The organism is Oribacterium sp. P9 (assembly GCF_046365365.1).
GTDB lineage: Bacteria > Bacillota > Clostridia > Lachnospirales > Lachnospiraceae > Oribacterium.
The window spans coordinates 193,470-218,731 of record NZ_JBKEIS010000002.1 but is presented as its reverse complement, the minus strand read 5'-3'; the positions used below and the strand labels follow the sequence as shown (position 1 = coordinate 218,731).

Sequence of the window (25,262 nt, the reverse complement as noted above, 5' to 3'; positions counted from 1 at the left end):
AAGCATATCGCCTGGGACAGCGTGGCAAACAATCGAACAGCGGCTTCGCATCGCGGACCTTTCGTGATGTGGATTCGTTCAATGCTTACATCATCGGCCGGGACAGATCACTGCTCCGGCCTGTGGTTTCAGGAGGAAAATTATGGCAAGAGCAAAGGTAGTGCATATCAGCCCGGAGGACAATGTCGTCGTGGCCATCGCTCCGATCGCGAAGGGTGATGAAATCAAGGTCGATGACATTGACCTCGTCGCAGCGGAGGACATCCCACAGGGACATAAGGTGGCCGTCACGCCGATCGCGGCAGAGGGCCAGGTCATCAAGTACGGCGTTTCGATCGGTCACACCACCGAGGATGTGAAGCCAGGTCAGTGGGTGCATACCCACGATATGAAGACGAATCTGTCCGGCGAGGTGGAGTATACCTACGAGCCGGCGGTGCCGGAGAAGAAGACCATGCCGGTCGAGACCTTCGAGGGCTTCGTGCGTCCGGATGGCAAGGTCGGCACGCGAAATGAAATCTGGATCATCCCGACCGTCGGCTGTGTCAATGATGTGGCGAAGCATCTCGTGGAGATGAATCAGGACATCGTGCAGGGCAGCATCGAGGGCCTCTATACCTATACGCATCCGTTCGGCTGCTCTCAGACTGGTCGTGATCACGCGACCACCCGTAAGCTGCTCGCAGATCTCGTACGTCATCCGAATGCAGGCGGCGTGCTGGTGCTTTCCCTCGGCTGCGAGAATCTGACCCACGAGCAGTTCCTCGAGGAGCTCGGTGCGTACGATCCGAATCGTGTGAAGTTCCTGACCTGCCAGGACGTCGAGGATGAGTTCGAGACCGGAACGAAGCTGCTTCATGAGCTCGCAGCGTATGCCGGCCAGTTTAAGCGTGAGACGGTCGGTCTCGATAAGCTGGTGCTCGGCATGAAGTGTGGCGGCTCCGATGGCCTGTCCGGCATCACGGCGAACCCGACCGTCGGCCGCGTATCCGATCTGATCGTGGCGCAGGGTGGTACCTCCATCCTCACCGAGGTCCCGGAGATGTTCGGTGCCGAGAGCATGCTGATGGGCAGATGCGTGAATCGGGAAATCTTTGACAAGGCAGCACACATGCTGAACGGCTTCAAGGATTACTTTATCAGCCACAACGAGGTGGTCTATGATAACCCGTCCCCTGGAAACAAGCAGGGCGGTATCACGACCCTCGAGGACAAGTCCTGCGGCTGTGTACAGAAGGGCGGCAAGGCGGCGATTTCCGACGTCCTCGCCTATGCAGAGCCGGTACATACGAAGGGCCTGAACCTCCTCTATGGACCGGGCAACGACCTCGTATCCAGCACGAACCTGACCGCTGCCGGCTGCACGGTGATTCTCTTCACCACCGGCCGTGGCACACCGTTCGGCGCACCGGCACCCGTTGCGAAGATCGCGACCAACGATCGCCTCGCCGAGCGCAAGGCAAACTGGATCGACTTCAACGCTGGTCCGGTGGCTTCCCAGGGTGAGTCCGTCGATGACGCCGGTCGTCGTCTCCTCGACCTCGTGAAGGAAATCGCGTCTGGTAAGAAGACGAAGGCAGAGCAGAACGGCTTCCGTGAGATCTCCATCTTCAAGGATGGCGTCGTGCTGTAAATTTTATGATGATGCCAGTATTCGGAGGCACAGTCCTGCGAACTTCTCGCAGGACGCCCGAGGCTGGCGATCTGCATTAAAAACGTCCCCGGAATGTTTCCAGGGACGTTTTTAATGCGTTCATATATGGAAAAAGCGCTGACAAAGACAGAAGTCGTCAGCGGTCTTTATTCAGATGATGCCGCGCTTCCGTGTATGCTGTATGATCTCTTCGATCTCAGCGGCGATCGCCTCGTCATAGCCCTCGAAGCCACGATAGCGGGCGACAGCGGAAAGTACCTGCTGCTTCACCTGCGGATGCAGGGCGCCACCTCTCAGGCCCTTTACGGCGTCCAGAAGGTCCTGCATCTGCGCGGTCGTCGGCTGTATCGCTGCCACCTGTGCAAAGGCGCGTACCATGCCATCCGGGCGCAGCGCGGACATGCCGGTCACCATGAACAGTGCACCACCGAGCATCACCACCGCGGCCAGAATCATCAGCGGATTATTCTGCTGCTGTAGCATGAGAAGCGCGGCAAGACCGAGTACGCAGCCGCCCACACCAAGCAGTGCAAACTTCCGTGCATTCTTTCGATAGGTTCCCAGCGCCGATTCGCCCGCCTGCACCGGGGGCTTCGGCGTCGGAGCGTTCGTCGTCTCCGCTTCATTCACTACGGTGCTCTCCGCAGTTTCTGCGCGGTCTTCCGTCGATTCACCGGAGACAGGATCGTCTGGACCCTCCACCTGATTCCGCGCCATAAGTTCATTTACTTCATTTAATTTATGCTGATCCATACTGGAAATCTCCTTTTTCATCATTCGTAAATTTTACCTTTTCTTTCCTTGATTCTCAAGTGCATAGCAGAATGAACGTAAAAATAAAAGTGCACTATAAATAACAGCGGAACAGTTTTAAAACGTGTGGTACCGGATTTTACGGGCAGGTAATCGAACTTTTTGAACAACTGATATATCAGTCAAACGCTGAAAAAGTGACGGAATTCCGCCATTTCAGTGTAATTACCGAAAAAATTCACAGTAATTTTACATAGTGACAAAACTGTAATATTTTTTCGTTATTATGCTGAAGTAAGGCACGCGTAACTGTGCAAATTTTAGCCTATTTCGTCGATGACAAGAGCGCTTTTTCGATGGTATCATCCCGGAAAACAGAGATGTATTTCGAGAGGTTTTCACTGTTTTACTCTCACGTTATTGCAGGAGGAAATTATGAGCACATTAAACATTATGTTACAGGATCGCGACGCGGTTACAGAGTTCGTGGCTGCAACGACCAGCATGCCGTTTGATATGGATCTCGTACAGGGCTCTCGCGTTGTTGATGCAAAATCACTTCTTGGTATTTTATATATGGGTCTTGGCAAGGTTCTTAATCTGAAGCTCGATACCGAGCATCTGCCGACAGCGAAGCAGACCCTTCACAAGTTCATCGTTGAGTAAGCTGTCACAGGGGCATACCGTCGAGCAGAACGATTCCGTTCGCATCGAGCGGAGTCGACGCCGATCGATCGTGCTGTCCGTGAACAGTAGGGCGGAGGTCATCCTCAAGGTGCCTTACCGGACGACGAACGCAGAAATCAATCGTATACTCTTCGAACGGCAGGACTGGATCCGTACCCACGTGGCACGGGTCCAGTCTGCGCGTGCATCAGCCGATACACTGTCTCCGCTGACGGACGAGGAGCTGCGGCAGCTCAGCCATCAGGCGGCGCAGTACATCCCACCACGTGTAGCGCTGTACGCGGAGCGCATCGGCGTCTCTTATGGACGTATCACGATCCGTCATCAGCGGACCCGCTGGGGAAGCTGCAGCACGAAGGGAAATCTCAATTTCAACTGTCTCCTCATGCTGACGCCGCCGGAGGTCATCGACTATGTCATCGTGCATGAGCTCTGTCACCGGAAGGAAATGAACCATTCCGCGCGCTTCTGGACGCTGGTTGCATCGATTCTTCCGGACTATACAGAGCAGAAGCGCTGGCTGCGGGAGCACGGTGGTGTCATCATCGGACGGCTGGAAGCATAAGTGAAAATAAATAATAAAAAACCAGGGCGGCGTTCCGCCCTGGTTTTTATTTGCGTTTCCGGCGTCCGGTACGACTGTTCAGCATCATATCGCGTCGGGCCTTCTGCTCCCGCGTAAGGTCCCTCGTATGCTTCAGCATACGCTTCCGGCGACGCGAGCGGAGGAACTCCTCCCGACGCTCCAGAAGATAGTAGATGACGAAGACGAGTCCGGCGACGAGTGCGATGACCGCCAGGATGAGCAGCACCCGAACGATCGGCTTCGGCAGCTCGATCCGGCCCTTCTCCCGGTTCAGGACGATCGGTGCGTGGTTCGCCGTGCTTTCCTGTGGCAGCTGACCGGCGACCTTCGGCTTCGTATCCTCCACGGTCTTCCCCGAGAGATGGATCGTCTCTGGTACGGTTTCCTGCACCTTCGCCTCCATCACCGCGGCATCCTGAGATGCCGCGGCCTTCGCCGCGCTGTCATCCGTGAGCCGGATATAGGCCTGGCCGAGGCTTCGGTCGTCCATACTGTAGTCCACCCGGGCGAAGGAACCGTCGGCTTTTTCCTTGTCGGACAGGTCATAGCGCATCGAACGCTGGACACTGTCGAAGCTTTCGTTCTTCGGGAGCGTCACATGGTTGGACGCATCGATGGTGAAATCCAGCGTATTCACGAGCTGGATGCCGTCTACCTTCAGATTGGAGGCGAGCTTATTATAGCTCTCATCGGCGGTGGCGACCTCGAGCGACTGGAAGTGGTCGTATCCGAAATTGAAGAGATTTCGTGTATCGCGATACTGCGAGTTGTGTCCATTCAGGATGACACAGATCAGCGTCATGCCGTCGCGTTCACAGGCGGTCACCAGTGTGTTGCCGGCGAGGGTCGTGTACCCGGTCTTACCGGCGAACACACCCGGATAGTAATCTGAGAAGGAACGGCGCATCATATGGTGATGGGCGTAAATCGTGTTTTCCGGCGCATCCGCGTTCGGATACTTGTTGATCGGCGCATGGGTATAGACCTGCGTCGCGTCGATGGAACGGAAGGTATCGTTCTGGATCGCGTACTGCATGATCTTTGCGAAATCCGCCGCACAGGTATAGTGCTCCGGATTATTCAGACCAGACGGGTTCGCAAAATGTGAATTCACGCAGCCGAGCTCCGCTGCCTTCTGGTTCATGAGCTCCGCAAACTTTTCATTGGAGCCGGCGATGTATTCGGCGAGGGCATTTGCGCAGTCGTTGGCCGACTGAAGCAGCAGACCATAGAGACAGTCCCGCACGGAGAGCTTATCGCCCGGAACCGCACCGATGATCGTCGAGTTCTGCTCGAGATTCCCATTGACCGCGGCATAGGAGAATGTGACCTTGTCTTCGAGATTCGTACAGTTCTCGAGGACGATGATGGCGGTCAGTACCTTCGTGATCGAAGCCGGATAGTAGGCGGTCGTCGCGTTCTTTTCATACAGTACAGCGCCGGAATCGGCATCGATGAGGATCGCGCCCTCGGATTCGACGTTGAATTCCGGTGTCGGCCAGGTCGCTGCATAGGCGGTGAGTGGTGCGCATCCACTTGCAGACAGCGCGGAGCTGAGTACTGATGTCACCGATCGTCCGGCATCCGTGAGGATGTTCCCGGTCGACGACATTGCCTCAGACCGCATCGTTCCAGAGGGATCCGAAACGACGGTGGCGGAGAGCAGTGAGAGCGCGCTCAGTGTCAGGAGACTGCGTCGGACGAAGCGTGACAGATATTTCGTTTGTTTCTTTTTCTTATCCTTCATTTGTATCCCTGGCGGCGGTCTTCAGCACGATCGCGGCCTTATACAGGTCGCCATCGATGGAGATGACGAGCTCGCCATCCATTAATTTCGTGAGGCTCTTCGCGATCGAGAGACCGAGGCCTGAGCCCTCTGTGGTCCGGCTGACATCACCGCGTACGAAACGCTCGGTGAGCTCCTCCGGGGAGATATTCAGCGGACGGGAGGAGATGTTTTTGATCGTGCAGGCAGCGGTGCCTGTCTCTGTATCCTCGGTGACATCCACGTAGACGCGGGAGCCACGAAGCGCATACTTGCAGCAGTTGTTCAGCAGGTTCTCGATGACACGCCAGAGGTGGCGGCCGTCGGCACGGATCATGACCGGATGCTCCGGATAGCTGAGGATCATCTCGAGCTTTGCAGCTGAAGTCTTGTCCTCGAACTCACCGAGTGCCTGCTCGACGATCTCCGTGTAGTTGATACCGGCGAAGTCAATCTTGACGTTGCCGGAGCTTGCCTTGCTGGCTTCGACCAGATCCTCCGTCAGTGTCTTCAGACGTGTGGACTTCTGATCGAGCACCTTCAGATACGCCTGCACGTTCGGATTATCGATGTTCTCTCGCTTCAGAAGATCGACGTAGCTGATGATGGAGGTCAGCGGTGTCTTGAGGTCATGCGAGACGTTCGTGATGAGGTCTGCTTTCAGGCGCTCTGCCTTTACCTGTTCATCCACGGCCTGACTGAGACCGGTGGCGATCCGCCAGGCGTAGCAGTCGATCGCGAGGATGATGATCGCGATGCCAAGTGCCGACAGAAAGGCCCGGAGGCTCTGTGCCTGGAAGAAATGGACGAAGAGCGTTACGACCATACCGGCAGCCAGCAGATTCGGCAGCACGAAGAGAACATAGGTAAATATCTTCGGGGTGGTTTTTTCCGCCGCATGGATATAGTGCCCGATGAGGCCAGCGGTGCCGTTCAGAAGCGAATCCGCCCAGAGACGACCGGCCTTAAAGCTGCGCACGATCGAAAGCGTGAGTGGCAGCGCCACGAAGTAATCCGCGAGGAAGCGGATGCAGTTCTCCCAGAAGCTCCAGTTATCGATGACGCCGAGGATGTTTTCGAGCGAGCTCAGGAATACCGGTGTAACGAGGAAGGCGATCAGTCCAAAGAGGGCACCGATCAGCATCCGAAGCTCGACCGGCAGGTGATCAAACGGAAGAAGATGGGGCTTTCGGTCGCTCTGTTCCGCGCCATGGCCGGTCCAGGTGATGAGGAGCACGAGGCTTACGATGAAGCTGACGCTCGAGAGGATCAGGAGTGTCAGACCGATGATGCTGTTTTCACGTCGCTCGTTGTACTCCTGTGAAGCGTCTGCGAAGGCATCCTGCACCGGAAAGCTGGTGTCGATACCCGTGGAAAAACGATACTGGCAGTTACTGCCGAACGGACTTCTCGCCTGCAGAAGCATGATGAGATCCTGCGGCAGGTCGTGGTAGTCAGAGATGACCTCCAGCGAACTCGAATCGGTATAGGCGTACTTCGGAAGGCTGCGAATCTCGTCCTCGCTCAGTGATGGGGCGTTGGTATAGACGCGGCTTTCCTGATCCTTCTGATAGATGACATTAAAATAGAAGTTTGTACGTGCAGGATCAAATTCGCTCTTGACGGCATAGTAGCGTGCCAGATGGCTGAGTGCCTCCTTCGTCAGTGTGCCGAGCGACATCTGCCCATCGGTCGGGCTCTGCTGCTTATAGTTCGGCATGTAGGCCCGGTACTGTACGACGATCTGATGCTTCAGCTCATCCATCTCCTTCGTGACGGTCGCTACGCCGCCCTCCCGAAGCTGGTTTTTCGTATCGAAGTAGTAGCCCATGGAACGCCCGTACTGGATGAGATAATCCAGGGAATAGGAAACGTTCTGCCCATTGACGTCGGCCTGTGCGATGATCTGATTCAGATTCAACTTGCCGTCCTCCTCGAAGATATCCGTGAGCTTGATATAGTCGAAGACGTCAGCCATGGTCTGGTGGGCCTGGTTCTCGAAGGCATTGCTTTCGATGTAGTCCGGCTGCGACACATACTCGAGCGCATTTCCGCCCGCCGCGCCGAAGGTGAGGATGCCGATGCTCACGAGCACCATCAGGATGGCGATGGCGTTCACAATCGCGCTGATTACTTTTTTGATCATTACTTGTCGCCGTCCTGCTTCTCGATCTTATAGCCGACACCCCAGACGACCTTGAGGTAGCGTGGCTCACGCGGATTGATCTCGATCTTTTCACGGATATGGCGGATGTGCACCGCGACGGTGTTATCCGCGCCGATCGCCTGCTCGTTCCAGATCGAGGTGTAGATGTCGTCGATAGAGAATACCTTGCCCGCGTTCTTTACGAGCAGCAGCAGGATATTGTACTCGATCGGGGTCAGCTTGATCGGATTGCCATCGACGGTGACCTCCTTCGTGTCATCGTTCATGACGAGACCACCACAGGCATAGATATTTTCGCTCGTGGTTTCACCCATGTTGCCGAGCTGTGTGTAGCGGCGCAGCTGAGACTTTACGCGGGCCACCAGCTCGAGCGGATTGTACGGCTTCGTGAGATAGTCATCGGCGCCGACATTGAGACCGAGGATCTTATCGTTATCCTCCCCCTTTGCGGAGAGCATGATGATTGGGATCGAGCTCGTTTCACGTACCTTCAGTACAGTGTGTACACCATCGAGCCCCGGCATCATCACATCGACGATCAGAAGATCAACTTTATTCTTTTCCATGATGTCCAGTACATCATAGCCATCGTAGGCTTTTAAAACATGAAAGCCCTCACCGGTCAGGTAGATGGAAATCGCCTCGACGATCTGCTTATCGTCATCGCATACCAGTATTGTCTGCATAGAAAACCTCCATGAAAAAATATAAATTAACTACATTAGTATACCGTACTATGAGGAGCAATGCAAAAAAAGAAAGCATCGAAATATGTGACGGTTTTATGAAGATAAAAGAAGAGCTGTGCAGCGGGCACAGCTCTTCGGGTGATGTTATGCGGATTCAGGCGGCAGGGGTTTCTGCAGCTGGTGTTTCTGCGGCTACCGGCTGAACGAAATCGCTCTTGATGTAGGCATCCTCGCCGTTGTAGTCGATATTGACCCAGCCATCGGCTTCACCCTTATAGGTGACCTGCGTGCCGGCATCGAGAACGGCGAGTACACGGCAGTCGGTATTCGGCTCGGTACGAACCTTGACGCCGGTCGTGGTCATATAGATCGCGGTCGTCGGCTCCGGTGCGGCCGTCGTCTCTGGAACGATCGGTTCGGTCTCCATCACCGGCTCGGTGGCGGCTACGGTGGCAGCTGGTGTCGTCTCGATCGTCGCACTGCCGGAGTTGCCCATCAGAACGCGGATCAGAATGACCGCGAGGATGAGACAGAGAATCGGAATCACGTACTTCAGGATGCCGTACAGATCCAGCTCCTGCTTTCTGCCCTTCTGACCGCCACGTGGACGGTTCGCATTGCGACGACCAGAAGCGGCTGCCCGCTTCGCTGTACTGGTTGCGGCCGGACGACGATTTCCATTCCGGGATACGCGCTCGGAATCACGAAGCGGCCGGGTCGGACGCTGGTTCGTATTCCGGCTGGAGCGGTGATGCACATTACTGCCGGAACGACGTGGCGCATTTCCTAATGGAAGATCGACACCACTCGCATCGAAGGATGAACGTGGTGCTGTAGCAGCGCCTGCGTCGACGTCTCCCGAACCGGCAGGCGATTCGCCCTCGTTTTCTGGCGCAGTATAACGGCGCACAGTATCGGCATCGTCTGAACCGTCTGCCTCATAGCTGCTGCTCACGCCGTCTGCTGCATCTGTAGAAGCATACGAATCTGAACCTGCCGCAGCGAAACTTCGCTCACCTGCCGCCGGTCCGCTGTAACCGCTGGAGAAGCGGCTGGAACCCTGGAAGCTGCGTGTTTCGTAGCCGCCTCCGGATGAACGCTGCGCGTTCGAGTCTACATAATGCTCGAGTGCATCCTTCAGAAGAGAGAAGGAATCATTCGCCGCCTGCGCCGTCGCCTGGACACCGTTCTCGGTCTGCTCCGCATATAAACGGATGGCGTGATACTGATCCCGCGTCTCCTTTGAAATCAGCCGGTTTTCAAACAGCTGCTCGATATCACTCTCGAGATTGTTCGAAACGAGAACCGCCTTATCCACCTGCATACGGACGATCCGCTTCAGAATCTCACGGTCCAGAACCATGGCTTCAGCATAGCGACCGTTCAGAATATTCTGTTGAGCCTCATTTAAGTCGGTGCGAATTTTGCCCCAGATACTAGCTTCTCTTGGTGTTGGCATCAGAAACCTCCTTGACGGGAACATGTCCCAGCGCCGGAAAACGGCACGGAAAGATATTTTTTTGAGAAAAAAGAATGTCTTTTTTCGGAAAAACCTTCTTTAAATATACAGTCTAAGTATAACCAATTTCCAAAATCACTTCAAGGAAAAAGCATTTTTTCAGTCACGCAGCTGCCCCTGCATGAACGGTTATTCAGAAGCAGTATAGACGCCGTAACTGAAGCAGTGCTGAAAAAGTAGGGTTGGGATGTGGATATCGGCGGGGCGCAATGCCGAGCCCCTGCTTGCGACTGCGCGGAATGTATGTTACACTGCGAAAAACCGTCGTTTTCGTGCACGTCTCGAAGGCGAGTGCAGAATCGGCATCCTATACATAGAAACAGAAAGTGAAAGATTATGAGATTAAGACATATCACCGGCTCAGAGGACTACGTCGCGCAGTCTGAGTACGTCGTACACGAACCAGAGAAGAACAAGGGACAGTGGCAGCAGTTTTTCGGTAACGGGCACCCGATCCACGTGGAGATCGGCATGGGTAAAGGCCAGTTCATCGAGCAGATGGCGCTGACGCACCCGGAGATCAACTACATCGGCATCGAGCGTTACGATACCGTGATGCTGAAGGCGCTGAAGAAGCGAGAAGCTCTGATGGCGGAAGGTGCAGCACTCCAGAACCTCACCTTCATCTCTATCGACGCGCGCCTCCTCGCAGATGTCTTCGAGGCCGGCGAGATCGAGCGCGTCTACCTGAACTTCTCCGACCCGTGGCCGAAGGACCGCCAGGCGAACCGCCGTCTCACCAGCCCGGTTTTCATGAAGATCTATCAGCAGTTCCTGAAGCAGGACGGCGACCTCGAGTTTAAGACGGATAACGAAGGCCTCTTTGATTACTCCCTCCTGTCCATCCCGGAAGCCGGCTGGACCCTGACCGCCGTTACCCGCGACCTTCACCACGACGAGCGTATGAACCAGGGCAATATCATGACCGAATATGAAGAGAAGTTCTCCGCAAAGGGAAATCCGATCTTCAAGCTGATCGCGACACCGCCAGTACACGAAGCATAAACAGAATTCTGCAGGCAGGGGACCCGGAGGGTCCCCTGCCTGCCTGCCTGAACTGTTACATATGGTCAAAATTTTTTTGAAAAAGTTTTGAAAACCTGTTGACAATCAAAAACAGATTTTGTATATTACATAGGCGTCGAGCGGAAGACACGACACGAAAGACAAATGCACCTTTAGCTCAGTTGGTAGAGCAGCGGACTCTTAATCCGTTTGTCCAGGGTTCAAGTCCCTGAAGGTGCACTCGAAAAGTTCATATCTGTTTTATGCACCTTTAGCTCAGTTGGTAGAGCAGCGGACTCTTAATCCGTTTGTCCAGGGTTCAAGTCCCTGAAGGTGCACTCGAAAAGTTCATATCTGTTTTATGCACCTTTAGCTCAGTTGGTAGAGCAGCGGACTCTTAATCCGTTTGTCCAGGGTTCAAGTCCCTGAAGGTGCACGACGAAGAGCCACATGTGAAAGCATGTGGCTTGTTTTTTATGAAAAAGTTCAGGCTGACCATTCGGTCTCCTGTCTCGAAATTTACATATCGTAAGAGAATTTTAAATGTACAGCGGCCATGACATGGTATAATGTACTTTTATACAGATGAAATTTAAAGTGGCAAGCTGTGCGGTGTATCCTGCACAGTGAACACGCAGCAGAGAGGTTACGAATATATGTTAAATCGAAACTTTACCCGTCTGACAGCACTGATGCTGGCGGGCAGTATGCTGGTGCTGACCGGCTGTCAGCAGCAGATCGGGGATACCCGGATGGCGACCGAGACAGAATCAGAGATCGTGGTGACCACGGCTCCGGAAGCCGCCACGGTCGATGCCGTCGCCGCGCTGGGGGTCAACTCGAACGTCCTTCCGTCCATCGCCGGTGTCACCATCGACGGATCCGCCGAGGATCTCGCACCGGTTAACCTGACGGTCGGCGTCATCAACTCCGTCGTTGCCGATCTCCAGCAGCGCCTGATGGATCTCGGATTTATGGATCCTGATGAACCGACAACCTACTATGGAGAAGCGACCTCACAGGCGGTCAAGTATTTCCAGCGTCAGGTCGGCATGGCGCAGGATGGTATCTGCGGTGTCCAGACCTGGGATGCGATCATGAGTGATACGGCTCCGCACTATGCGCTGAAGCCGGGCTTCCAGGGTGCGGATGTTACGAATGCGCAGTATCGTCTGTATAACCTTGGTTATCTCTACCACGCCTCGGATGTCAATGGTACCTATGACGAGACGACCGTGGAGGCGATGAAAAAGCTCCAGACACAGAACGGACTGAATCCGGATGGTATATACGGCACCGCAACCTATAATCTTCTTTATTCAGATGAGGTAAAGGCAAACATCGTCGCTCTCGGCGAGCAGTCCGACCTCGTAAAGAAGTACCAGCAGTACCTCATCAACCTCGGCTATCTCAGTGGGGAAGCGGATGGTAACTTCGGACAGGGCACGCAGGCGGCCATCAAGGCCTTCCAGGCACGAAACGACCAGATCGTCGATGGTTACCTCGGTCCGGATACCAGAGCAGCGCTCGAGAATCCGAACGCGATGCCGTTCGCGATGCGTCTCGGCGAGCAGTCCGATTCCGTCAAGAACCTGCAGGAGTACCTCGCGAAGTACGGCTACCTCGATAAGAGCAACATCACCGGCTACTATGGTGAAGTGACGAAGAACGCCGTCGCAAGCTTCCAGAAGGTAAACGGACTCGGCCAGGATGGTGCGGCCGGTGCACAGACTATGAACATGTTCTACAGCGGCAAGGCGAAGTCGAGGCCGAAGAACAGCTCGAGCAGCACAGGTACGAACCGGAACAACAGCAGCTCGTCCGGTAATAAGAGCAGCAGCAGTAAGAATAACAGCAGTGCAGTGAGCGGCAATGTCGGCGGCGGAGCGACGGTCTCCGGATCCGCAGGTGCACTGGTATCCATCGCCGCATCGAAGATCGGCTGCCCATACGTATGGGGCGCCAAGGGACCGAACAGCTTTGACTGCTCCGGCTTCGTCTACTGGTGTCTTAACCAGGCAGGTGTCGGTGTATCCTACATGACCTCCTCCGGATGGCGTAATCCGGGACGATTCCGTCGCGTATCCTACAACGAGCTCCAGGCAGGAGATATCATCGTCGTATCCGGCCACGTCGGCATCTGTGCAGGTGGCGGCAGCGTCATCGATGCATCCTCCTCGAACGGACGTGTCGTACATAGATCACTCGGTCCATGGTGGGCGAACCACTTCATCGCCGGCTGGAGAATCTTCAGCTGATCAATATAAAAACTCCGTTAGAAAGGGACGTGCCCCTCTCCAACGGAGTTTTTTAATGCCGAAGCTTGACGAACTCCTGCAGCAGCGTCTCCGCCGCTGTCGACAGTGAACGTGACTGATCGACGACCGCGCAGAAGGTCCGGTCCGGCAGCGGGTCGGTGAGCTGGATACGATAGACCTCACCACGCGCGAGGGCATCCCGCGCGAGTGCCTCTGGATAGAAACCGATCCCGAGATCATACGCCACCATCGGCAGGATCTGATCCGTGGAGGAGGCCTCCAGCTCCGGATCGAACGGCAGCTGATGATTCAGAAAGTACTGCACATAGAGCTCGCGGGTGCCGGTATCGCGGCCGACGCTGATGAGTGGATAGGTATCGAGCTCACGCAGAGACATGGGCTGCTCCGCAAGGTGCCGGAGCCCCGGACCGACGATGGGGATTTCCTTAAAGGCAAAGAGTGGCTCCATCGAGAGCGTACCATGAATCGCCAGCGGTGTGGTCACGAGTGCGATATCGGCGAGGCCGTCCCGCAGTGCCTTCAGTGCGCGAGGCGTCGAGTGATTTGAGATGCTGATGCTGATTTCCGGGAAGTTCTTTTTAAAGTCCCGCAGCACCGGCAGCAGCACGAGACGAAGTGCGTTCTCGGAGGCGGCGATGGTGACGTGACCGCTTTCCATATTGACATCCTTCTGGAGCTCCCGCTCACCGAAACTCAGCTGCTCGTACGCGATCGACACATGCTCGTAGAGCTTCTGCCCGACCTGTGTCAGGGTGATGCCACGCTTCCCGCGGTGCATGAGCTTACAGCCGAGCTCTGCCTCGAGGCTGTTCATCGCGCGACTCACGTTCGGCTGATTCGAGCCGAGCATGCGTGCTGCCTGGGTGAAGCTGCGACAGCTGCCGACATAATAGAAGATGCGATAATAATCATACGAAACCATAGGGACCTCTTCGCTCAATAGAGGTAACAGTTAAGGCCGCCCCGCCGGATCCCCTGCCTGAACTGTTACCAATAGAGATTATTTCCAAAAATACAATACAAGCTTGTGATTAATATATCAAAATGAACAATCGAAGTCAAAATGACATGATAAATATATAAAAAATACGGCTTGAATATGAAAAAATGCGGAATATAATAGCAACCGAAGTAATCGGGAGCACCATGCCTGCCCGGAAAAGGGGGCTGCCCTGCATAGATGAATTCCGTTGGCCGGTTTCGGTACGGAATTTTTTTATTGCATACGGCACCCGGAGCGGCATCACTCTCGAGCACTTACGTAAAAGAATATGGAGGTAGTAGAATGGAGCAATTTACTTCGGAACTCCAGGAACAGCTGCAGGTCGCCACTGCATTCACGATTCCGGTGTTCGGAGGGATTCAAGTTGCCGAATCGACCGTCATCACCTGGGTGATCATGGCTGTACTGGCTGCGCTTTCCATCTATCTGGGTTCGAACCTGAAGGTACACAACCCGGGTAAACGTCAGCAGGTCGCAGAAATGATCGTCACCTTCCTGGACAACTTCATCAACGGGATGCTGGGAGAGAAGGGAAAGCAGTATGGAACCCTGATTTCCGTCATCCTCATCTATATCGGAGTGTCCAACGTGATCGGTCTGTTCGGACTGAAGCCGCCGACCAAGGATCTGAATGTCACGGTCGGTCTTTCACTCATCAGTATCGTGCTGATCGAGGTCGCGGGTATCCGCGCGAAGGGCGCGAAGGGCTGGCTGAAGAGCTTTTCACAGCCGGTTGCGATCGTGACACCGATCAATATCCTCGAGCTGGTGATTCGTCCGCTGTCCCTGTGCATGCGACTTTTCGGTAATGTACTCGGCGCATTTATCATCATGGAGCTGATCAAAATGGTCGTTCCGGTCGGCGTTCCGGCCATCTTCAGTCTCTATTTTGATATATTTGACGGACTGATTCAGGCATACGTTTTCGTATTCCTGACATCGCTTTACATCCAGGACGCGGTGGAGTAAACCGCAGCCGTCCTGCGACCGTCTCCCTGGGTTCGGCCAATGCCGTCGACCGGGAGATCGTCACGCTGCAAATGTGAAACAGCCCCTTCATTTGAAATGAAGAGCGGTAAACATAGGACGACCATCCAAAACAGAAAAGCCATGATGGTCGCTGATTTGTGAATGAATTTAAAGGAGAAAAATTATGAGCGTAACAGCAATTGGTGTCGGTTTAGCAGCATTCGCCTGCATCGGTGCAGGTCTTTCCATCGGTATCGCAACTGGTAAGGCAGCAGAGGCCATCGCAAGACAGCCGGAGGCAGACGGCAAGATCATGAGAATCCTTCTTCTGGGCTGCGCCCTCGCCGAGGCAACCGCGATCTACGGCTTCGTTCTCGGTATCCTCTGCATCTTCTTCCTGGGCTGATCTTTGTTTGAGACAGTAGTACAGTGAAGACAGGAGAAGAAACATGTTAAGAGTAGATATCAACTTATTATTTACCGTGATCAACCTGCTGTTCCTGGTTTTCCTTATGAAGAAGTTCCTCTTCAAGCCGGTGCGCGCGGTCCTCGAGAAGCGTCAGAACGAGATCGAGGCATCGTTTAAGAACGCAGATGCCGTCAACCAGGAGGCAGCAGCGCTGAAGGAGAAGTATGAGGCGAGCCTCTCGAACATCGAGACGGAGCGTCAGGAGACCATCAATCAGGCGAAGATCGATGCGTCGAAGGAGTACGACGAGATCATCCACAACGCAAACAAGAAGGCCGACAAGATCATCGCCGAGGCAAAGATCCAGGCCGAGAAGGATGCCGAGACGAAGCAGCATGAGATGCAGCAGCAGATGGCCGTGCTCGTCGCACAGGCAGCCTATAAGATCGCGACCTCTCATGACAGTGCAGCGAACGACAGCCAGCTGTTTGATCAGTTCCTGAACGACAGTGAGGGGCAGCAGCCGAACGGCACGAAGGAGGCATAAGCGATGACGCAGAATGCAAGAGAGATTGCAGAACGTTTGATTCAGCTGCAGGTTTCTCCGAGCGTGATGAGTTCGACCTCACGTATCTTTGAGGTCCTGCCGGAAACCCTTTCCGAGCTCGGTGATCCGACCGTGTCACTGGAGAAGAGAAACACCATCATCGACAGTGTGTTCCCGACCGAGGTGCGAGATACCCTGAAGCTTCTCTGTGAGCAGAATGCGCTCGGAAGCTGGAAGGACATCGCACAGCAGTACAGTGAGATCCGTGCGACTGCAGAGCGCCAGACCCAGGTTCGTCTTCGCTACGTGACGAAGCCGACGGAGAAGCAGCTCCTGAATATTCAGAAGTTCGTTTTTGATAAATATAAGACCCAGTATTTCGACTTTCAGATGCAGGAGGATAAGGCACTCGGTGGTGGCTTCATCCTCGAGGTAGGCAACGATCAGTACGACTGGTCGACGAGCGGCCGCCGGAATCAGTTCCTCGAGCAGCTCCGGAATACCCGTTCCAGCCTCACAAGCGATGCCGACATCCTGACGATTCTTCAGAAGGGCATCTCAAACTTCGACCTGAAGGTCGAGAAGAAGGAAATCGGCTTCATCGAGAGCGTCGGTGATGGTATCGCCATCATGAACGGCCTCGATCATGCCATGTATGGCGAGGTCATCGAGTTCGATAACGGGACGAAGGGTATGGTACAGAACATCGAGCGGAACCGTATCGGTGTCATCCTCTTCGGTGACGAGACCGGACTCGGCGAGGGCAGTCGTGGTATGCGTACCGGTCGTATGGCCGGCGTACCGGTATCCAATGACTACCTCGGTCGTGTCGTAAACGCTCTCGGTGAGCCGATCGACGGTCTCGGTCCGATCCATGAGGACGAGTACCGCGCCATCGAGCAGCCGGCACCAGGCATCATCGATCGTCAGCCGGTCAATGAGCCGCTGCAGACCGGTATCCTCGCGATCGACTCGATGTTCCCGATCGGTCGTGGACAGCGTGAGCTGATCATCGGCGACCGTCAGACCGGTAAGACCTCCATCGCGATGGATACGATCCTGAACCAGGCGGATAAAAACTGTATCTGTATCTATGTCGCCATCGGTCAGAAGGAGTCGACCGTTGCTTCGCTCGTTGAAAACCTGAAGAAGCACGATGCGATGAAGTATACCTGCGTCATGGCGGCCACCGCTGCAGATCCGGCACCGATCCAGTACATCGCACCATATGCAGCGACCGCCCTCGCTGAGTACTTCATGTACAAGGGACAGGATGTCCTGATCGTCTACGATGATCTCAGTAAGCATGCCGTCGCCTACAGAGCGCTGTCTCTGCTTCTCGGTCGTGCACCGGGACGTGAGGCGTATCCTGGTGATGTCTTCTATCTGCACTCGAGACTCCTCGAGCGTTCCTGCCGTCTCAGTGAGAAGCTCGGTGGTGGCTCCATCACCGCACTTCCGATCATTGAGACCCAGGATGGTGATGTTTCGGCCTATATCCCGACGAACGTCATCTCCATCACCGATGGTCAGATCTTCCTCGAGAGCAACCTCTTCTTCGAGGGTCAGCGTCCGGCCGTCAACGTCGGTCTGTCCGTATCCCGAGTCGGTGGTGCGGCACAGGCGAAGGCCATGAAGAAGGCCTCCGGCTCCCTCCGTATCGATCTCGCGCAGTATCGTGAGATGGCCGTCTTCACGCAGTTCTCCTCGGATCTCGATCAGAACACCCGTGATCTCCTGACCCAGGGTAAGGTGCTCATGGAGCTTCTGAAGCAGCCACTCGGTCATCCGATGTCCCTGGCGGATCAGGTCATCACCCTTGTCACCGCGCTCAATAAGAAACTGATGAGCGTCGAGCCGAAGCATGTCAAGGAATTCCAGGGGGAGATGCTCACGTATTTCGCACAGCGCTATCCGGAGATCGGTAAGAACCTCGAGATTTCGAAGGTGCTCGATGACGATGCGAAGAAGAGCATTCTGAGCGTCGCCGACGAGTTCCTGAAGATCTGGGACAGCGAGCACAGCACATCAGGAAGCACGAGCGCAGTCTAAGCGTTTCATCATATAACGCCAATGCTTCCGGCGAAGCATCGTCGTGCAGCAGGTGAGGATTGCCTCGTCCATATCGTTATCTATACGTAGGACGTGACATTTTATCCTGCGGAGTCGAATCGGCTCCGGGACATGAGGATGCCGGCGGGAAGCATTGGCGGAAGACAGGAGTACATCATGGCAACAACAAGAGAGCTTCGGGATCGTATCTCGAGCATCGATAATACGCTGAAAATCACCAACGCCATGTACCTCATCTCCAGTACGAAGCTCCGGAAGGCGAAGACGGATCTGGCGAAAACCGAGCCGTATTTCTATACGCTGCAGACGATGATCCAGCGTATCCTTCGTCATCTGCCGGAGGATTTCACGCATCCATACCTGGATGTGCGTCGTTCGGTTCGTGAAACGATGGAACCGAGGGATTATAAGACGGCGGTCATCTGCGTGACAGCGGATAAGGGTCTCGCCGGTGCCTATAATCATAATGTGATCAAGCGGACCGAGGAGATCCTCCGGGAACGCCCGAATCATCAGCTGTTCGTCGTCGGCGAGATGGGCCGTGCATACTTCCATGCACAGAACGAGCCGATCGCGCACCACTTCCGCTATACGGCGCAGAATCCGACCCTGCATCGGGCACGTGTCATCACGGGTCATATGCTGGATCTTTTCGAGGCACATGAGTTCGATGCGCTCTACATCGTGTATACACGTATGAAGAACAGTCTGGAGATGGTCACCGAGACCGAGCAGCTGCTTCCGCTGGATAAGCTGAACGGCGGTGTGCTGGGAACGACGGTACCGATGGTCGCGGGTATGGAGGAGTTCCGTATGCGTCCGACACCGAAGGCCATCATCGACAACGTCATCCCGGATTATCTGAACGGTTTCATCTACAGTGCGCTGGTCGAGTCCTTCTGCTCGGAGCAGAATGCACGTATGACCGCGATGGATGCCGCGAACCGGAGTGGTAACAAGCTGAAGCAGCAGCTGAGCATCCAGTATAATCGGCAGCGTCAGGCACAGATCACACAGGAAATCACGGAGATCGCCGCTGGCGCCCGCGCGCAGCAGCGGAAGTAGTTAGGAGGATACATGCAGACAGGAAAAATCGTGCAGGTGATGGGACCGGTCGTCGATGTGGCGTTTGATACCACACCGCTTCCGGAGATCAAGACTGCACTTAAGGTAGATAATCATGGCAGAGAGTGTGTCATGGAGGTGGCACAGCAGATGGGGCAGAGCGTCGTGCGCTGCATCATGCTGAGTGCATCCGAGGGACTCGAGCGGGACATGGTCGTCACGAATACAGGTGCCGGAATCACTGTTCCTGTGGGTGAGAAGACCCTCGGCAGACTGTTTAATGTGCTGGGCGATGCGATCGATGGACAGCCGGCACCGGAGACGGAGGAGCACTGGGAGATCCACCGGAAGCCGCCGAAGTTCGAGGACCAGAATCCGGTACAGGAGGTTCTCGAGACCGGTATCAAGGTCATCGATCTGCTGGCACCGTACGCAAAGGGTGGTAAGATCGGTCTGTTCGGTGGTGCCGGTGTCGGTAAGACGGTCCTGATTCAGGAGCTGATCCGGAACATCGCGACGGAGCATGGCGGATACTCGATCTTCACCGGTGTAGGTGAGCGTTCCCGTGAGGGTAATGATCTCTACAGCGAGATGACCGCGAGTGGTGTCATCAAGAACACGGCGCTCGTCTTCGGACAGATGAATGAGGCACCGGGTGCCCGAATGCGTGTGGCGGAGACCGGTCTTACGATGGCCGAGTACTTCCGTGATGTGCAGCATAAGGATGTGCTGCTCTTCATCGATAACATCTTCCGTTTCGTACAGGCAGGCTCCGAGGTTTCGTCTCTGCTTGGTCGTATGCCGTCAGCCGTCGGTTATCAGCCGACCCTCGCGACGGAGATGGGCCAGTTGCAGGAGCGTATCGCGTCGACGAAGGAAGGTTCGGTTACTTCCGTACAGGCCGTCTACGTTCCGGCCGACGACCTGACCGACCCGGCACCGGCGACGACCTTCGCGCACCTCGATGCGACGACGGTTCTGTCCCGTAAGATCGTAGAGCAGGGCATCTACCCGGCCGTCGATCCGCTGGAGAGCTCCTCCAGAATCCTGACCGAGGAGATCGTCGGTAAGGAGCACTATGATACAGCACAGCGTGTACTGCAGATCCTCGAGAAGTACAAGGAGCTGCAGGATATCATCGCCATCCTCGGTATGGAAGAGTTGTCCGAGGAGGATAAGATGACCGTATACCGTGCACGTAAGATCCGTAACTTCCTGAGCCAACCGTTCTTCGTCGGTGAGCAGTTCACCGGTATCCCGGGCAGATATGTACCGCTCGCTGATACCATCAAGGGCTTCAAGGCGATCATCGATGGTGAGATGGATGAGTATCCGGAGAGTGCGTTCTTTAACGTCGGTACCATCGAGGATGTGAAGAAGAAGGCCGAGGATATGGCGGCTGCAGACGCGAAGAAGGCGTAAAACAGGATATATATAGAGTATGCCGGCAAGACGGCCTGTGCAGCGTGCGGTCAGAACACGAAGCACGGGCGACGTATCCGGCTTCCGGCTGTGCTACAGCCGGAAGAAATCGAATTGTGAAGAGGTTTTGAAATGGCAGACACACCAGCACTGTTCAGTTTACAGGTGATTGCATCGAATAAGGTTTTTTATGATGAGCATGCACAGTATCTGAAAATCAATACTTCAGATGGCTTCCGTGGCCTGATGGCGCATCATGCACCATGTGTTGTGGCTGTCGAGACCGGACCGATGGAAATCGTGAAGCCGGACGGAGAGCGCATCGAAGTTCTCGTCAGCAGCGGTATCATGAACTGTGCGAATAACCGAATCACGGTGCTCGTCGACACCTGCGAAACCGCAGAGGAGATCGATGTGCGTCGTGCGGAGGAGGCGAAGGAGCGTGCCCTCGAGCAGCTCCGCCAGAAGCAGTCCGTCGGCGAATTCAAGATGACCCAGTCATCCCTCGCCCGCGCACTGTCGCGACTGGAGTTCTCGTCACATAAACAGCACTTCATCTGATCGCGCTTGCAGCTGAAATCGAATGTACACTAGGACGCCCGGAGGGCTGTCCCCGGCAGCACAGTACTTCGAGGTCGGAAAAATCACAAATCGGGCCCTAAGAACCAGTAGGCCCTCTGCAATCACTGAGTTTTCTTTATGAAAACTCAGCATTGCAGAGGGTGCTAAGGAAAAATTACTCCAACTGGTTCTAAGGGCCCGATTTGGATTTATTCACGACCTCTTCGTATGGCTTCCGGGGACAGCCCTCCGGGCGTTCTGACCGCTACTGTTTTCAGCAATGCCTTTTTCTGGAATACGCTATTGCGTCAGAAGTGTGAAATCTTGACACTGCGTTGCCCTCGGCCTACACTAGGGAAAACCATTGCGTAGGGCGGTGTGCTATCATAACGCCTCATCACTGAAATGAGTGGGACACGCCTGTGAAATGGGTATCATAAAACCTCTGAGTATTTTATGAAAGGATTTAAATATGAAATCACTGAATGAACTTCATATCGGATTTATCGGATTAGGAAATATGGGAGGTGCAGTGGCCGAGGGCTTCATCCGTGCGGGCATCCCGGCGGGTAATATTTATGCCTGTGGCGGACACTTTGAGAAGCTCACAGCACGCTGTGCTGAAATCTCTGCACTTGCGCCTTCGGACGGTGAACACGCAGCCGGTATGCATGCCTGCCATGACGTCGCAGAAGTAGCCGATGCGTCGGACCTTATCTTTATCGCTGTGAAGCCGGTAAAGATTCCGACGGTCATCAAGCCATACGCAGCGCACTTCGCTGACAAGCTGATCGTTTCGGTAGCGTGGGGCTATGACCTCGCACGTTATGAGAAAGAAGAAATCCTTCCGGCATCTGCGCACCTTCTCTGCACGATCCCGAATATCCCGGTTTCGGTCGGAAAAGGCATCTTCATCGCCGAGAAGGCGACGAGTCTTACATCGGAGGAGGAAACCCTGGTTCACAGCTTACTTGAGAAGATTTCTATGGTGATTCCGGTCGAGACCGCGCAGCTCAACATCGGCGGTATCATCGGCGGCTGTGCACCTGCCTTTGCGGAGGTCTTCATGGAAGCGATGGCCGACGCGGCCGTCATGTACGGCATCCCGCGTGCGACGGCATATCCGCTCGTATCAAAGATGCTCGAAGGCACCGCAGCACTGCAGCTTGCAAGCGGAAAGCATCCGGCTGCGATGAAGGACGATGTCTGCTCACCGGGCGGTGCAACGATCTGCGGCATCGCTTCCCTCGAGGAGCACGGCTTCCGAGGTGCGGTCATCGATGCCGTCAAAGCCATCCAGGGCGACTGATCCAGGGCGTCGAGGTGTCAAGAAGACAGCCCAGGAAGCCCGGAGGGGCACTTTGGACATTCTGGCGTGTGTGGCCCTATAATAAAAACTTGTCAGCGCATCGGAAAGAGTGTATTATATAGGGCATCATTTGAAAAACGAAGATATAGAGATTTAAGGAGATAAGTCGATATGATGAGTCCGAAGCAGAAAAAGACCGTATCCGCGGTTATCGTCATTGCCCTCGTTGCCGCAATGGTGCTGACCATGGTTCTTCCATATATTCTTTGATGGACACAGAATGACGGAGAGACAGCCCAGCGGGCTGTCTCTCTTTATTTATAGAAACAAGTAGAGAGACGTTTATGAAACATGATATCACTCCTGGCCAGGATCTGGTCATGATCGGTGAGGTCGGAACGTATGCGCTTCGTGTCCTTCTCGATCAGCGAATGACAGACATCAGAAAACGATTCGGCACGGCGTACCTTGCGGAGGAAGTGGAGGGGCTGGATGCTCGAGCCTGCCGCCCGGAGGGCGCTCCTTCGGGTTCGTGTGATCCGCTGGAGCAGCTGCTTCCGGGCTATCAGAAAAACTATGGCGTCACGAAGTGCTGGCCGGTGGCGAAGGGCGGTGCCCTGAAGGCACTGTGGGACTTCTGCGCATCGGAGGGCATCGACCCGGAGACCGGGAAGAAGCGAGGCGATGGTGTGGGCTGCGAGTTCCGCTATGATCGCATCCCGATCCGTCAGTTTACGATGGAGGTCTGCGAGCTGTTCGACCTCTTCCCGTACCGGCTCTGGTCGGAAGACTGCTGGCTGCTGGCCGTCGATCGGGGCACACAGCTGGTGGAGGACTTCCTGAAGGCGCAGGCAGGCCTGGCAAAGGCCGGTGCTGATGCGATTTTCGAGCAGGGAGACCGCGCCGGCTTCGACGCATCCCATCGCCGGACAGAGGAGCCGATCCAGGCGGCTGTCTTCGGACGCTTCACGAAGGGAAAGAAGCGCCTCCGCGTGGATGGCGTCGAGCCGGCCTACCTCACCCGTGAGGACTACGAGGAGCTGGAACGTTACCTGGAGGGCGCGAAGCGAAAGTAAATATTAAGTTGTCTGCAGCCTGTCGGATGTTTAAAATAAAAATGTTGTGCGCCGACATCTGAAAAAGAGGAGTATAGAACCATGAGAGAGAAGATTCTTGCAATTATCGAAAAAAATTCACGTCTGACCACAAAGGACATCGCCGATATCCTCGGTGAGAATGAGGAGAGAGTGAAGGCAGAAATCGAGAGTATGGAGCAGGAGGGCATCATCTGCGGCTATCATACGCTCATCAACTGGGACAAGACCGCCGACGAGCGTGTCGATGCGCTGATCGAGGTGAAGGTGACACCGCAGCGTGGACAGGGCTTCGACTCCATCGCCCAGCGTATCTATCAGTATGATGAGGTGGATGCGGTGTACCTCATGTCCGGATCCTTCGATTTCACCGTGATGATCAAGGGCAGAACCATGAAGGAGGTGGCACTGTTCGTTTCCGAGAAGCTGTCTCCGATGGATTCCGTCCTGTCCACCGCGACGCATTTCGTGCTGAGAAAGTATAAGGATCACGGCACCGTCATCGAGCAGCCGCGTGTTGACGAGAGAATGAAGGTGTCCTTATGAGAAGTCCATTAAATGATCGAATTACAGAAATCCAGCCGAGCGGCATCCGTAAGTTCTTCGACATCGTGTCGGAGATGGAGGATGCGATTTCCCTCGGTGTCGGCGAGCCGGATTTCGATACCCCGTGGCATGTACGTGAAGAGGGTATCCACTCCCTCGAGATGGGCCGTACCTTCTATACGTCCAATGCTGGCTTAAAGGAACTGCGTGTTGAGATTTCAAACTACGTAAACCGCCGCTTCGGTGTGAGCTATGACCCGCTGAGTGAGTGCATGGTCACCGTCGGTGGCTCCGAGGCGATCGACCTCGCGATGCGCTGCATGCTGAATCCGGGTGATGAGGTCCTCATCCCGCAGCCGAGCTACGTTTCCTACACCCCGTGTGCCATCATGGCGGGTGGTGTGCCGGTGCCGATCGAGCTCGAAGAGAAGGACGAGTTCCGTCTGACCCCGGAGAAGCTTCTCGAGAAGATCACGCCGAAGACGAAGCTCCTCGTGCTGCCGTTCCCGAACAACCCGACCGGTGCCATCATGGAGAAGGAGGACCTCGAGAAGCTCGTCCCGATCATCGAGGAGCATGACCTCTATGTCCTCTCCGATGAGATCTATGCAGAGCTTACCTACAAGGGCGAGATGCACAGTATCATCGAGTTCCCGAGTATGCGCGATCGTACCGTATACATCAACGGCTTTTCGAAGGCCTACGCGATGACCGGCTGGCGTCTCGGCTACTGCTGTGCACCGAAGCCGATCCTCCGGCAGATTCTGAAGCTGCACCAGTTCGCCATCATGTGCGCACCGACGACCTCGCAGTATGCTGCCGTCGAGGCACTGAAGAACGGCGATGAAGATATCGCCCGCATGCGCGAGGCCTATGACCAGCGCCGTCGTTTTCTTGTGACGCGTCTTCGCGACATGGGCATGGACTGCTTCGAGCCGTATGGCGCATTCTATGTCTTCCCGTCCATCAAGCGCTTTGGCATGAGCTCCGAGGAGTTTGCGAACCGCCTGCTTCAGGAGGAGAAGGTCGCGATCGTCCCAGGTACTGCCTTCGGTGACTGTGGAGAGGGCTTCATGCGTATCTCCTACGCATACTCCATCGATGACCTGAAGAAGGCGCTCGACCGTATCGAAGCCTTCGTGCGCAATTTTCGGAGGTGA

The 25,262-nt window shown here is 55.0% G+C and carries 23 protein-coding genes, 3 tRNA genes and 1 pseudogene; 20 read left to right on the top strand and 7 right to left on the bottom strand.

Going from position 1 to position 25,262, the window contains the following annotated elements:
- Positions 1-142: 142 nt before the first annotated feature.
- Complete coding sequence (locus ACK8P7_RS03195) at positions 143-1,633, top strand: UxaA family hydrolase (RefSeq protein ID WP_410042780.1); 1,491 nt, start codon at positions 143-145, stop codon at positions 1,631-1,633.
- Between the two features lie 171 nt (positions 1,634-1,804).
- Here the strand turns inward: ACK8P7_RS03195 and ACK8P7_RS03190 are convergent, their stop codons facing one another.
- Positions 1,805-2,407 (bottom strand): hypothetical protein, encoded by a 603-nt coding sequence (locus ACK8P7_RS03190; RefSeq protein ID WP_410042779.1) that lies wholly within the window; start codon positions 2,405-2,407, stop codon positions 1,805-1,807.
- A 435-nt stretch (positions 2,408-2,842) separates the two neighbouring features.
- Here ACK8P7_RS03190 and ACK8P7_RS03185 point away from each other — a divergent pair, with 435 nt between their 5' ends.
- Both ACK8P7_RS03185 and ACK8P7_RS03180 read left to right on the top strand, forming a co-directional pair.
- Positions 2,843-3,073: an HPr family phosphocarrier protein gene (locus ACK8P7_RS03185; protein ID WP_410042778.1), complete on the top strand. Its 231-nt coding sequence runs from the start codon at positions 2,843-2,845 to the stop codon at positions 3,071-3,073.
- Positions 3,066-3,659, top strand: a complete 594-nt coding sequence (locus tag ACK8P7_RS03180; RefSeq protein WP_410042777.1) for a M48 family metallopeptidase — start codon at positions 3,066-3,068, stop codon at positions 3,657-3,659. Before ACK8P7_RS03185 ends, ACK8P7_RS03180 begins: the two co-directional genes overlap by 8 nt.
- 46 nt (positions 3,660-3,705) lie before the next feature.
- Here ACK8P7_RS03180 and ACK8P7_RS03175 read toward each other — a convergent pair whose 3' ends face one another.
- The 4 genes from ACK8P7_RS03175 to ACK8P7_RS03160 form a co-directional block, all read right to left on the bottom strand.
- A complete protein-coding gene (locus tag ACK8P7_RS03175) occupies positions 3,706-5,427 on the bottom strand; it encodes a D-alanyl-D-alanine carboxypeptidase family protein (RefSeq protein WP_410042776.1) in 1,722 nt (573 codons plus the stop codon).
- On the bottom strand, positions 5,417-7,591 hold the full coding sequence (locus ACK8P7_RS03170) for a sensor histidine kinase (protein ID WP_410042775.1): 2,175 nt from the start codon (positions 7,589-7,591) through the stop codon (positions 5,417-5,419). The genes ACK8P7_RS03175 and ACK8P7_RS03170 overlap by 11 nt, the downstream gene beginning before the upstream one ends.
- Positions 7,591-8,298 carry a response regulator transcription factor gene (locus ACK8P7_RS03165; RefSeq protein WP_410042774.1) on the bottom strand — a complete coding sequence of 236 codons (708 nt, stop codon included), beginning with the start codon at positions 8,296-8,298 and terminating at the stop codon, positions 7,591-7,593. Before ACK8P7_RS03165 ends, ACK8P7_RS03170 begins: the two co-directional genes overlap by 1 nt.
- Before the next feature lie 157 nt (positions 8,299-8,455).
- Positions 8,456-9,760 carry an SH3 domain-containing protein gene (locus tag ACK8P7_RS03160; RefSeq protein ID WP_410042773.1) on the bottom strand — a complete coding sequence of 435 codons (1,305 nt, stop codon included), beginning with the start codon at positions 9,758-9,760 and terminating at the stop codon, positions 8,456-8,458.
- 396 nt (positions 9,761-10,156) lie between these two features.
- Here ACK8P7_RS03160 and trmB point away from each other — a divergent pair, with 396 nt between their 5' ends.
- The 5 genes from trmB (at position 10,157) to ACK8P7_RS03135 (ending at position 13,083) form a co-directional block, all read left to right on the top strand.
- On the top strand, positions 10,157-10,825 hold the full coding sequence (trmB, locus tag ACK8P7_RS03155; RefSeq protein WP_410042772.1) for a tRNA (guanosine(46)-N7)-methyltransferase TrmB: 669 nt from the start codon (positions 10,157-10,159) through the stop codon (positions 10,823-10,825).
- A gap of 167 nt (positions 10,826-10,992) precedes the next feature.
- Positions 10,993-11,065, top strand: a tRNA-Lys gene (locus ACK8P7_RS03150).
- Between the two features lie 25 nt (positions 11,066-11,090).
- Positions 11,091-11,163: transfer RNA gene (locus ACK8P7_RS03145), tRNA-Lys, on the top strand.
- Between the two features lie 25 nt (positions 11,164-11,188).
- Positions 11,189-11,261 (top strand) — tRNA-Lys (locus ACK8P7_RS03140).
- Positions 11,262-11,481: 220 nt separating this feature from the next.
- Entirely contained in the window at positions 11,482-13,083 is a 1,602-nt protein-coding gene (locus ACK8P7_RS03135) for a peptidoglycan-binding protein (protein WP_410042771.1), read from the top strand.
- A 52-nt stretch (positions 13,084-13,135) separates the two neighbouring features.
- On the opposite strand, the gene ACK8P7_RS03130 is transcribed toward ACK8P7_RS03135, so the two are convergent.
- Complete coding sequence (locus tag ACK8P7_RS03130) at positions 13,136-14,026, bottom strand: LysR family transcriptional regulator (RefSeq protein ID WP_410042770.1); 891 nt, start codon at positions 14,024-14,026, stop codon at positions 13,136-13,138.
- 363 nt (positions 14,027-14,389) lie between these two features.
- On the opposite strand from ACK8P7_RS03130, the gene ACK8P7_RS03125 reads away from it, so the two are divergent.
- The 10 genes and pseudogenes from ACK8P7_RS03125 to ACK8P7_RS03080 all read left to right on the top strand — a co-directional run.
- Complete coding sequence (locus ACK8P7_RS03125; protein WP_410042769.1) at positions 14,390-15,076, top strand: F0F1 ATP synthase subunit A; 687 nt, start codon at positions 14,390-14,392, stop codon at positions 15,074-15,076.
- A 184-nt stretch (positions 15,077-15,260) separates the two neighbouring features.
- Complete coding sequence (gene atpE / locus ACK8P7_RS03120; RefSeq protein WP_410042768.1) at positions 15,261-15,482, top strand: ATP synthase F0 subunit C; 222 nt, start codon at positions 15,261-15,263, stop codon at positions 15,480-15,482.
- 43 nt (positions 15,483-15,525) lie between these two features.
- Positions 15,526-16,032, top strand: coding sequence for a F0F1 ATP synthase subunit B (atpF, locus tag ACK8P7_RS03115; protein WP_410042767.1), 507 nt, complete (start codon positions 15,526-15,528; stop codon positions 16,030-16,032).
- A gap of 3 nt (positions 16,033-16,035) precedes the next feature.
- Positions 16,036-18,084, top strand: a complete 2,049-nt coding sequence (gene atpA / locus ACK8P7_RS03110) for a F0F1 ATP synthase subunit alpha (RefSeq protein ID WP_410042766.1) — start codon at positions 16,036-16,038, stop codon at positions 18,082-18,084.
- A gap of 177 nt (positions 18,085-18,261) precedes the next feature.
- The gene (gene atpG / locus ACK8P7_RS03105; RefSeq protein WP_410042765.1) at positions 18,262-19,170 is read left to right on the top strand and encodes an ATP synthase F1 subunit gamma; all 909 of its coding nucleotides are present in this window, start codon (positions 18,262-18,264) and stop codon (positions 19,168-19,170) included.
- Positions 19,171-19,182: 12 nt separating this feature from the next.
- Complete coding sequence (gene atpD, locus ACK8P7_RS03100; protein WP_410042764.1) at positions 19,183-20,592, top strand: F0F1 ATP synthase subunit beta; 1,410 nt, start codon at positions 19,183-19,185, stop codon at positions 20,590-20,592.
- Positions 20,593-20,724: 132 nt separating this feature from the next.
- Complete coding sequence (atpC, locus tag ACK8P7_RS03095; protein ID WP_410042763.1) at positions 20,725-21,153, top strand: ATP synthase F1 subunit epsilon; 429 nt, start codon at positions 20,725-20,727, stop codon at positions 21,151-21,153.
- Positions 21,154-21,625: 472 nt separating this feature from the next.
- Positions 21,626-22,462: a pyrroline-5-carboxylate reductase gene (proC, locus tag ACK8P7_RS03090; protein WP_410042762.1), complete on the top strand. Its 837-nt coding sequence runs from the start codon at positions 21,626-21,628 to the stop codon at positions 22,460-22,462.
- A 344-nt stretch (positions 22,463-22,806) separates the two neighbouring features.
- On the top strand, positions 22,807-23,538 hold the full coding sequence (locus ACK8P7_RS03085; protein ID WP_410042761.1) for a hypothetical protein: 732 nt from the start codon (positions 22,807-22,809) through the stop codon (positions 23,536-23,538).
- 81 nt (positions 23,539-23,619) lie between these two features.
- Positions 23,620-23,739 (top strand): annotated as a pseudogene (locus ACK8P7_RS03080) (winged helix-turn-helix transcriptional regulator); the annotation flags it as partial.
- A 20-nt stretch (positions 23,740-23,759) separates the two neighbouring features.
- Here the strand turns inward: ACK8P7_RS03080 and ACK8P7_RS03075 are convergent.
- Positions 23,760-23,858 carry a zinc finger domain-containing protein gene (locus ACK8P7_RS03075; RefSeq protein WP_410042822.1) on the bottom strand — a complete coding sequence of 33 codons (99 nt, stop codon included), beginning with the start codon at positions 23,856-23,858 and terminating at the stop codon, positions 23,760-23,762.
- Between ACK8P7_RS03075 and ACK8P7_RS03070 the strand changes: the two genes are divergently transcribed.
- A complete protein-coding gene (locus ACK8P7_RS03070) occupies positions 23,818-24,102 on the top strand; it encodes an Lrp/AsnC family transcriptional regulator (RefSeq protein ID WP_410042821.1) in 285 nt (94 codons plus the stop codon). The genes ACK8P7_RS03075 and ACK8P7_RS03070 overlap by 41 nt on opposite strands.
- Positions 24,099-25,262 (top strand): aminotransferase class I/II-fold pyridoxal phosphate-dependent enzyme, encoded by a 1,164-nt coding sequence (locus ACK8P7_RS03065; RefSeq protein WP_410042760.1) that lies wholly within the window; start codon positions 24,099-24,101, stop codon positions 25,260-25,262. The genes ACK8P7_RS03070 and ACK8P7_RS03065 overlap by 4 nt, the downstream gene beginning before the upstream one ends.